The 9,209-nt window shown below is 72.7% G+C and carries 9 protein-coding genes; 6 read left to right on the forward strand and 3 right to left on the reverse strand.

Annotation, left to right across the window (positions count from 1 at the left end):
- Nucleotides 1-25 precede the first annotated feature (25 nt).
- From ACFVU7_RS39200 to ACFVU7_RS39210, 3 genes are read left to right on the forward strand one after another with little or no spacing between them, the layout of a single operon-like run.
- A complete protein-coding gene (locus ACFVU7_RS39200) occupies nucleotides 26-2,044 on the forward strand; it encodes a prolyl oligopeptidase family serine peptidase (RefSeq protein ID WP_388050860.1) in 2,019 nt (672 codons plus the stop codon).
- A 57-nt stretch (nucleotides 2,045-2,101) separates the two neighbouring features.
- Nucleotides 2,102-2,788: a hypothetical protein gene (locus ACFVU7_RS39205; protein ID WP_388050863.1), complete on the forward strand. Its 687-nt coding sequence runs from the start codon at nucleotides 2,102-2,104 to the stop codon at nucleotides 2,786-2,788.
- A gap of 44 nt (nucleotides 2,789-2,832) precedes the next feature.
- A complete protein-coding gene (locus ACFVU7_RS39210; protein ID WP_388050866.1) occupies nucleotides 2,833-3,702 on the forward strand; it encodes a methyltransferase in 870 nt (289 codons plus the stop codon).
- Nucleotides 3,703-4,401: 699 nt separating this feature from the next.
- Here the strand turns inward: ACFVU7_RS39210 and ACFVU7_RS39215 are convergent.
- Nucleotides 4,402-4,710: a hypothetical protein gene (locus ACFVU7_RS39215; RefSeq protein WP_388050868.1), complete on the reverse strand. Its 309-nt coding sequence runs from the start codon at nucleotides 4,708-4,710 to the stop codon at nucleotides 4,402-4,404.
- A gap of 189 nt (nucleotides 4,711-4,899) precedes the next feature.
- Nucleotides 4,900-5,838: a terpene synthase gene (locus tag ACFVU7_RS39220; protein WP_388050871.1), complete on the reverse strand. Its 939-nt coding sequence runs from the start codon at nucleotides 5,836-5,838 to the stop codon at nucleotides 4,900-4,902.
- A 539-nt stretch (nucleotides 5,839-6,377) separates the two neighbouring features.
- On the opposite strand from ACFVU7_RS39220, the gene ACFVU7_RS39225 reads away from it, so the two are divergent.
- Complete coding sequence (locus tag ACFVU7_RS39225) at nucleotides 6,378-6,671, forward strand: hypothetical protein (protein ID WP_388050874.1); 294 nt, start codon at nucleotides 6,378-6,380, stop codon at nucleotides 6,669-6,671.
- 260 nt (nucleotides 6,672-6,931) lie between these two features.
- On the opposite strand, the gene ACFVU7_RS39230 is transcribed toward ACFVU7_RS39225, so the two are convergent.
- On the reverse strand, nucleotides 6,932-8,146 hold the full coding sequence (locus tag ACFVU7_RS39230) for an RNA-guided endonuclease InsQ/TnpB family protein (protein WP_388050885.1): 1,215 nt from the start codon (nucleotides 8,144-8,146) through the stop codon (nucleotides 6,932-6,934).
- A gap of 51 nt (nucleotides 8,147-8,197) precedes the next feature.
- Here ACFVU7_RS39230 and ACFVU7_RS39235 point away from each other — a divergent pair, with 51 nt between their 5' ends.
- Both ACFVU7_RS39235 and ACFVU7_RS39240 read left to right on the forward strand, forming a co-directional pair.
- Entirely contained in the window at nucleotides 8,198-8,503 is a 306-nt protein-coding gene (locus ACFVU7_RS39235) for a transposase (RefSeq protein WP_388050877.1), read from the forward strand.
- 92 nt (nucleotides 8,504-8,595) lie between these two features.
- On the forward strand, nucleotides 8,596-9,209 hold a 614-nt coding region (locus tag ACFVU7_RS39240), incomplete at its 3' end, for an AfsR/SARP family transcriptional regulator (protein ID WP_388050880.1).

Here is a 9,209-nt window from a genome sequence, read left to right on the forward strand (position 1 = left end):
CCCCACGACCCGAGGAGGAGAACCGATGACGACCGCCCCGGACGAAGCCTCCTCCCCGTACGCATGGTTGGAGGACGGCGCGAGCGCGCAGGTAGCCGACTGGTCGGCCTCCCAGCAGCGCCTGTGTGCCGACCTACTGGCCGGGCTTCCGGACCGGTCACGGCTGCGCACGGAGCTGGCCCGGCTCCACGCCTACGACACCGTCACCGCGCCGGTCTGGCGCGCCCGGACGGAGTTCTTCGCGTCGCGCGACACGAACGGCACGAGGTACGCCGTCTTCCGGCGCGACCGGAGCGTGACCGGGGCCGAACCGGTTCGACTCTTCGACTCCACCACGCGGAACCGGGAGTCCGGGCAACTGGTCACCGGCTGGCACGTCTCCCCCGGTGGGAGGGCCGTCGTGGTGGAACTCGCCGAGCGGGGCCAGGAGAACAGTCGGCTCCTGCTGATCGACACCGCGACCGGTACCGAACGGCCCGTCCCGCTCGACGGCTACTCGACGGGCTCGCTCGCCTGGCACGCAGACGACGCCTTCTTCTTCGTCCGCACCGACGGCCCGCGGCCCGAGCTGTGCTGGTTGGACACCCGCGATCTTGGCGTCCGACAGGTCCTGGTCGAAGGGGCGGACCCCGAAGCGCGCCGGCTGAGCATCGCCACCTCCCGCGACGGCCGATGGCTGTGCCTGTTCCAGTACGCCGTGGACGGCACCGTGACCCAATACGTCGGAGCGAGCGCCGACGCCACGGCAGGACGCCTGGTGCCCACGCTCCGCAGCCGGGGCAGTCGCGTCCTGGCCCGCTTCTCGTCGGACGGACGGCTCTTCCACTGCACGAGCGCCGACATCGCCTCCGGGAAGATCCACATCCACGATCCCGCGCGACTCCGGAACCGGACCGTACCGCTCCCTCTACCCCCGGGCGAACACCTGCTCGGCTTCCTCCCCCTCCCTGTCCCGGGACCCGCTTCCGGTGACACCCTCGTCGCCAAGACCGGCACCGCCACCGGAATCCATCTCCGGCTCTGCCAAGGCAACCGGACGACCGTACTCTCCGCCACCGACCGGCTCTACTCCATCGGCGGCCTCACCACCGACCCGCTGCGGCCCGGCCACCTCTGGTACACCGCCACCAGCTACGACCGCCCGCCGGCCGTCCACCACCTCGATCTCACCGGCCGGCAGGCCCACCTCCACCAGCCGACCTCCCGATCCGACGACGCGCCCGACGTCGAGCAGATCGCCACCGGGGTCGAAAGCTTCGACGGCACCCGGATCCCGCTGACCCTGCTCGGCCGACCTGGCCTGTTGCGACGCGCGGCCCCCACCATCCTCTTCGTCTACGGCGGTTTCCGGACCGCGCTCGTCCCGCGCTACATGGCCGCCCCCAACCTCTGGATCGCAGCAGGCGGCACCTACGCCGTCGCCCACGTGCGCGGCGGTGGGGAACTCGGTGCGGACTGGCACCGCGCGGGAACCGGCGACGGCAAAGCGGTGAGCGTCCGCGACTACCTGTCGGCCGCCCACTGGCTGCTCAACCACGGAATCTGCCTCCCCGGCCGACTCGCCGGGGAGGGCGAGTCCAACGGAGGCCTCGTGGTCGCTTCGGCCGTCACCAGGGAACCCGGCCTGTTCGCCGCAGCGCTGATCACGTCACCCGTCACCGACCTCCTCCGGTTCCACCTCTCCGGTGCGGGCCGCAACTGGACCGCCGAATACGGGAATCCCGACGATCCGGCGGACCGTGAAGTCCTGCTCCGCCAGTCACCGCTGCACAACGTCCGACCCGGCGTGCGCTATCCCGCTGCCATGATCAGCTTCTGGAGCGGGGACCGCCGGGTCGATCCGCTGCACTCCCGGAAGTTCTGCGCGGCCCTCCAGGACGCCGGAGACGGCACGCGCCCCACCATCCTGCACAACGCGCTCGGGGCCGGCCACGGTGCCCGGGCCACCGCCGACGGGGAGTCCCTGGCAGCCGACCGGCTCGCATTCGCCGCCCGTTGGACAGGACTCGACCTCGCCGCGGCACTCGCCCGGCATCCCGGCTGACCCGCCCCGGTGACCGCCACCGCCGACCGGTCGGCACGACATCCCGACGGAGACCACATGTGGACCATCCCCAACACCCAGCTCCAGCCGCTGTACAACGCGGTCGGCCTGGACCGGCACACCCGCAACGACGCGTGGAAGGCCCCGCTGAGGGCCTTCGCCGAGACCTTGCCCCTGCGCCGGATCGTCCAGCACGTCCTCCGTGACCAGGACCTCCTGACCACGGTGGCCGCCGTCGCGCTGCGACACCCGATGGGCTTCGACAAACTCATCCTGCTACGCGACGCCTGCGGGGCCCTGATCAAGATCGACGTGTGGTGGGAGGAGGACGACGACTGGGGCACCATTCACAACCACCGTTTCGACTTCGCCTCGACCGTCCTGCACGGTGAGCTGCGCACGCGGCTGTTCGTCGACGCCGCCCCGGCCACGACCGGGGCACGGACCGTCGACGTCTACCGCCTGACCGTGCCCCAGAACCCCAAGGACGCCGTACCGCAGCAACGGACCCTGCTGCCGGCCTGGGAGGGCGCCCTGCCGGCGGGCACCACCTACGACATGCGCTGCGAGATGTTCCACATGGCCTCCGGTACGAGGGGACGCACCACCGTCACCCTCGTCGCCCAGGGCGCCCCCCGCCGCACGTACTCGCTGGCCACCCGCGACACACCCGGGCTGCTCCCGGTGACACCGATGTCCGTCGCGGACGTCCGCGAGCGGCTGGAACGACTAGAAGCCCTCTGAGCGAAGCGCACGGCCCGTCCCCACCCCCCATCAAGAGGAGCAGAATGACAACGACCCCCGACCGCTCAGGGCGGCCGGCCGAACTCGACCTGGCCCCGGACCTCTCGACCCTGACCACCCGGCTCCCAGGGCAGGACAGCGCCTCGCCCGGCATCCGGCGCCGGCCCGTCCGTTCCCTGCTCGCCGACTGCTTTCCGGCCCTCAGCAGCGGGCAGGCCGACGCGGTGACCGTGACGTACGGAGACCTGCTGGTCAGGTGGTACCCCGACAATGCCACCTACCAGCCGAACCTGGACGCCTTCCGCTTCGTCAACGCCGTGTCAGACCTGGTGCCGCCGAAAGCCCGCGTACTCGACGTGGGCACCGGCACGGGTGTCCTCGGCCTCGGAATCGCCACCGGCGCCGACGTCCGACGGCTGTGCCTGCTCGACTACAACCCGGCAGCCCTGCGGCAGGCCCAAGCGAACTCCCGCACGTTCACCGAACGGAACCCCGATGTGGTGGTCCGCCTCGTCCAAGGCAGGTTCCACCCGGACCTGCTGCCACGACTCGGTGAGCACGACGTCCTGATCAGCAATCCACCGTACTTCCCGCCCGGTCTGCTGCGCGGTGCGGAGGGCCGCACCCGGCTCACGGACGACTTCGGCCTCACCGCCGCCCTGATCACGCACGGCCCGGTCTTCGCTCCCAACGTCTACTTCATGTATTCCAGTGCCGCCGAACCCGAGGTCGCGGACCTGCTGAGGCATCGGCCTGCGGGCTCCCGCGTCACCACGGTGGCCACCTGGCGCGCACCGTTCCCCTCGCACCTGCTCACGCCGTCGGGGCGTCGGCGCTTCTCTCGGAACGGGCCGGACGACCAGTGGGACGCCTGGCACGACGTCAAGGTGCTGCGTATCGAAGCCGGAGCGTGATCCGGGCGCACAGCAGGTGTCCGGCACCGAGGCGTGCAGGAGGAAGTCCACACAGTCCGACGTGCCGGTGGGTGGTGCAGGTGCGTACCGGAGTCCAGGGTTGGACGGCGACGCTGAAAGGTGATGGGGCGCCGGGGGCAGAGCACGTCCTCCTTAGGGAGGCCGGTCGCGATGCCGAGGACGAAGCCTCCTACGGAGCGCGTGTGCGAGTCGAAGGGGCTGGTGCGGATCCGGGCGGACGTCACGGCCTCGACCCGATGTGCGTCCGAAGGCTCGTGTGGTCTTCCCGCCGTCTTGCCCGGCGCGCGCAAGCTCGCGGGCTCGCGGCGTCATTTATCGTGCGGCAGCGGCGCCGGCGGGACAGCGAGACCACCGGTAAGCGAGAACCGCAAGGTCGCGGACGGCGCGCGGCACCCCGGCAGGGCGGTCCGAGGACCGATAGCCTTCCGGCTCGGACCGGGGCGGCGGTGCGGGTTCACCTTGGCGCCCTTCTCAGCCGCTGTCGCAGGACCTGACGGTGGCGTGAGAATGACATCGGGGAGTGCCTCGCCTGTTCGGCGAGGACAGGATGTCCGGAAGGGCGGGATGTCCGCACGAACGAAGAGTGCGCCCCCAAAGTGACGGATTGTCCGCGAGGGAACGTTTCGGGTACTGGCGGGACGCGTTGGCGAAGGCGCGGGAGTGCGAGACGAGCAGCGCTCACGTAGGCAGGTCGGCCGGCTGGTCGCAGTTGTTGGTCGAGGTGGTCTCGCGGGCACGGAGCAGGACGATGGCGTCGTCGACGCGGCCCCGGCGCTCGTAGACCGTCGCGAGCCAGCCGATCTCCGTGTCGGGGTCGGGGTGGCGGCGCCACGGGCCGTCGCATCGGTGTCCGGCCGGGATCCGGGCGGCGAGCGGTTCGGCGGCCTCGTCGTCGCGGCCGGTCGACGACGGCGACGCCGGCCGGGGCGTGGGTGAGGGAACAGCCGTCGAGGTGCGGCAGCAGCAGGGTGACCGCCTCCTCGGCATGGCCGCGCCCGGGCAACCGGGTGACCGCTTCCGGCGGGATGCGGCCGGACTGCGTCCGGGTCCGATAGTCGAGGTCATCGGCGTCCGCGGGAGCCGGGCGGCCGGAGTTCGGTGGAAGTACCAGGTGTTCCGGTGGTCCGGGGAGGGGTGGCGGGGGCGTTCGTTCTCCTTGCGGGTGCCCCACCGGCGTCATCCATGGGTCGCGGCCCAGGACGCGGGCTGGAAGGCGTAGGCCGCCGAGGTGCCCAGCCCGCGGGGTTTCGCGAGGGCTCCGAAGGGTGTCCGGCCGAAGCGGCCGGTCAGCTCGTGCCACCGGTAGGAACCGGCCAGTGCCTCCTGCAGGGCTGCGACGAATTCCACCGCGTCGGGGGGTATGGTCCCGGGGGCCTCGGCGAGGGTGTCCACCCTGGCGGCCAGCAGGGCGTTGACGACGTCCTCGGCGCCGCGCCGGTCGGTTCCGAGGACCTTGCGGGTCACCTCCACACCGTTGTTGGCGACCGTGCCCTCGTCGGCCTCCCGGTCGTAGGACACGATGTCGTTGTGCAGGCTGACACCGTCCACGAACGCGTCCAGGGCGGTGCGGAACCCGCGGCTTTCGTGGACGTGCCGCGGGAGTTCGCCGACCGCGTGTTCCATCAGCACGGCGGTGAAGTGCAGGCCGCCGAAGTCGCGGCGGGCCCCGAGGTACTCGATCAGGTCGGTCACGGCGTGGTCGACGTGGTCGAGTTCCCACAGCACTCCGTCCAGGAAGCGCCGCACGCTGCCGACGAACCGGTCGCGCCAGGGCGGGGTCATGGTCGCGGCCGTGCCGGACCACAGGTCGGCGAAGGCCCGCTCCACGGGATCGTCCGGGACGAGCGGCCGCGGGAGGCCGTCCAGCGGCAGGAACCGCATCAGCCGTTCCACCCGGGCCTCGGCCGACGCCCGGTCACGGTCGCGCCGGACGAGCGGCAGGAAAAGATCGTCGACAAACCACAAGGCGACGTGCCAGTCCGTGACGAGCTCCAACTCGTGGGCGTCGGCGTCCGGGTGGGTCAGGGCGACGAACAGCGGGAAGTCCGCCCGGCCGAACGCCTCCTCGCTCCACCGCTCCGGCCACCGCAGGTACTCCTCGTCGAACATGCCCATCCGCCCGGCCCACTCCCCTGCGTGCGCGCGGGCCCGATCGACGTGCGGGTTGAGCCTGCACCGGAACGGCATGTGGAACCGCGGCCGCGCAAGGAACCCCATGGTCGGCAGTTTCCCGCTCCGGCACCCGCTCATGCCGAAACCGCCCCGGGAGCCGTGAGCGCGCCGGCACCGATACCCAAGGGCTCCCGCCGCCGCCCGCCGCGCCAGGGCGCCCGCCGGGGGCCGGTGTCCCCGCGGCACGCCGGCCGGCACCGTCGGGGTCGCGCCGAGGGGTGGCCGTCCGGGTACGCCGCCGGCACGGCCCCGCTCCACGGCACCGGCCCCGGCCACGCCGCCGCCCCTCCGGCCGCTCGTCGCCCTCGGGCCGACGGCGTGCGCCGTCCCGCGCCGCCGTGACGGCCGGTCCCGGTATCGCCCGGCGCGAGGCCGGCGGCAACGGCCGGGCACCCGGCGTCCGGCCCAGCGGGCCCGCCCTCCGAGGGCGGGCCCTGCCCGTCCCGGCCACGGCACCGGCCCGGAACGGCTATACACATGCTGTGAGAATCACCTGCCGCGCCGCCCTCGGCGTCCCGTTGATGGCCGCTGCCGCCCTGGTCCTGCCCGTCGGCCCGGCCGCCGCGGCCACCGGAAACCTCTACCTCAACAACGCGGACGTCTACACCGACCCCTCCGGCTGCTACCCCCTGGAGGACTCCAGCATCGTCGACAACAACACCGACACGGCCGTGACCCTCTACTCGGGACCGGACTGCGACGGAGAGGAGCTCGGCCGTATCAGCGCCGGTGACGACGAGAGCGCCACCGGCGCCCGGAGCCTCTACGTCCCCTGACTCCACCCCGCTCCCGCCGACCGGGCCCGGACCGGCCAGGCGGCCGGCCCTCGAGGCGCCTCCGCGCCCTGCCCGGCCCAGCCGGAGCCGCTCTGTTCACCGGTACGGCGGCGCCGCGCCGCAGGCCCCTCGTGGTCGGCCGCTGTCCGGGGCGGCGGGCGAAGACCCACGGGTTCAGCCGCCACGGGGTGAAGGCCATCGCCCGGTAGGAGTACTGGGCCACGGTGACTCCTCCCCCGGCTGGAGCCGGGGGCTTCTCGCTAAGCCGGGTTGGCCTCGCGACGGACCAGCCCGGCCCGTAGGACGTTGACTGCCGCCACCGTGTCGGCGTGGGCCGTGTGGCCGCAGGCGACGCAGTGGAACCTCTCCCGCGTGGGCCGGTTCTCCGCGGCGGTGTGTCCGCAGGGCGGGCACTGGCGCGAGGTGTTGCGGGGGTCCACCGCGATCACTGCCCGGCCGGCGCTTTCAGCCTTGCCGGTGAGGATCGTGAGGAACACCCCCCAACCGGCCTCCATGATCGAGCGGTTGAGCCCGGACTTCGCCGCCGCGCTGTCGGGCGGGGACACGCCCGGCCTCCCGGGGCCCGGCTTCGGTGCGACGGCGCGGGACATGCTACGGATCTTGAGGTCTTCGTGCGCGATGAAGTCGTGCGCACGGACCAGTTCGAGGGCGGTCTTGTGGGCGTGGTCGAGCCTTTGGCGGCGGACCTTGCCATGCAGCCCGGCAACCTTCTCCACCGCGCGCCGGTGGTTGGCGCTCCGGTCCTCGGCCTTGCGGCGCGGGAACCGGGACAGCGCCTGCTGCGCGGCCTCGAGCCTCGCGGCCGCGGCGCGGCCGTGGCAGGGATTGGGAACGAACCCGCCGTTCGAGTCGGCAAGGAAGTTGGCCACACCCAGGTCGATGCCGACCGCGGAGCCGGCCGCGGGCAGCGGTTCGGGCTTCTCCTGCTCGGCGGTCAGCACGACGAACCACTTTCGGCCCTCGCGCTTCACCGAGACGGTCTTGATCCTGCCGGCCACCGGCCGGTGCCGGTTGACCTTGACATGCCCGACACCCTGGAACCGGGCACGGGTCACCGGGCCGTGCGCGGCGGAGTCCCAGCGGCAGCCGTCCCCGTCCTTCGGGAACTCCACCGTGTCGAACCGGCCCGCCCCGCGAAAGCGCGGGTAACCGGGCGTCCCGCCGGACTTGACCCGGCGGAAGAACGCCGCGAACACCCTGTCCAGACGGCGGAGCGTCGCCTGCTGCGAGGAGAACGACCAGCGGCCCTGACACTGCGGGTCGAACGCCCGGATGTCCTTGAGCTGCGCGGACTGCGTCCCGTACTTCACGGACGTCTTGGACACATGCCGGTAGGCGTCGCGCCTCTCCTGCAACGCCCCGTTGTAGAGGGAGCAGTGGTCCCGCAGCATCTCGGCCAATGCCTGCTGCTGGCCCACGGTGGGCCGCATGAGGAACTTGTACGCACGGATCACCGGGCCCACCCCCTCTCCGAAACCGACGACCGATCCTATCGGACTCGGGGCATGGCGCCGCGCCGGGCGCTGAACCCCGGTATCCGTACCGGTCGCCACGTCACCCACGATGATCCGCGCGCACACTCGGCGTTCGTCACGAAGTGCCGCAAGGACGTCTTCGACGACACCACGCCCAAGCGGCGCGAGAAGGCCACACGCGAGGCCTGCGACAACGTCGAGACCGGGCCATGGGAGTACGACGCCCAGGCCGACCACGTCCGCCTCCTGGTGCGCTGTCCGCCGAAGACCCCCCTCGAAGCCGATCAACAGCCTCGAGGACGTCAGCTCGCGGCACCCGCGCGCAAAGTGGTGTGAAAAAAACCTGTCGCCCGACCGCCGGCCGCCGAAAGAAACGGCCCACGGAGGACCCGGATTCCACCGTCCTGCCGGCCTCGCCTCCGCCCGCGGTGCCGAGGCCGTCGAAGCCGTACGCGCGGCCACCGGGCCGAGCCCGCGGCACAGCGGGCGGCCTGCCGGGCCGCGCCCTCGCCACCGTCGCCGCGGGCCTGGAGGAGCAGCGGTTGGCCGCCCTGGAGCGGCTCTTCGAGCTGGAGCTGGCGGCCGGCCGGCACGAGCGGATCGTCCCGGAGCTCATCGGCCTGGTCGGGGCCACTCCCCTGCGCGACGGCCTGGTGCGGCACCTGCTGACGGCCCTGCTCCGCAGCGGGCGCCGGGCGGAGGGCCTGGCCGCGTACCGGCGGTACGCGGCCGACCTCGCGCGGGAGCTGGGCCTCGACCCTTCGCCCGAACTCCGCTGCCTCCAGCAGGAGTTGCTGGGCTCCGGCGCGCCGAACCCGGCCCCGCCCCGCGAGCCCGCCGCATCGAGGCGGCCGGCCGCCGCGGTGCAGCGGACCCTGCCGCGTCCCGCCCAACTCCCCTGGGAGTCACCCGCCTTCGTCGGCCGCGAGGCGCAGCTTCGCGCCCTCGGACGCCACCTGGTCGGCCCCGGGGGGCCGGGCGGCCGTGCCCCGGCCCCCGGGGCCATCGCGCTCGTCACCGGTGCCCCCGGGGCCGGCAAGTC

Origin of the sequence: Kitasatospora sp. NPDC058046, assembly GCF_042885595.1 — a bacterium.
Lineage (GTDB): Bacteria > Actinomycetota > Actinomycetes > Streptomycetales > Streptomycetaceae > Kitasatospora.

Coding starts and splice junctions, on each gene's coding strand:
- ACFVU7_RS39220 (WP_388050871.1), bottom strand. CDS start 5,838: ATGGGCATGTTCGACGAGGAGTACCTGCGGTGGCCGGAGCGGTGGAGC.
- ACFVU7_RS39210 (WP_388050866.1), top strand. CDS start 2,833: ATGACAACGACCCCCGACCGCTCAGGGCGGCCGGCCGAACTCGACCTG.
- ACFVU7_RS39235 (WP_388050877.1), top strand. CDS start 8,198: ATGGCGCCGCGCCGGGCGCTGAACCCCGGTATCCGTACCGGTCGCCAC.
- ACFVU7_RS39200 (WP_388050860.1), top strand. CDS start 26: ATGACGACCGCCCCGGACGAAGCCTCCTCCCCGTACGCATGGTTGGAG.
- ACFVU7_RS39205 (WP_388050863.1), top strand. CDS start 2,102: ATGTGGACCATCCCCAACACCCAGCTCCAGCCGCTGTACAACGCGGTC.
- ACFVU7_RS39215 (WP_388050868.1), bottom strand. CDS start 4,710: ATGCCGAGGAGGCGGTCACCCTGCTGCTGCCGCACCTCGACGGCTGTT.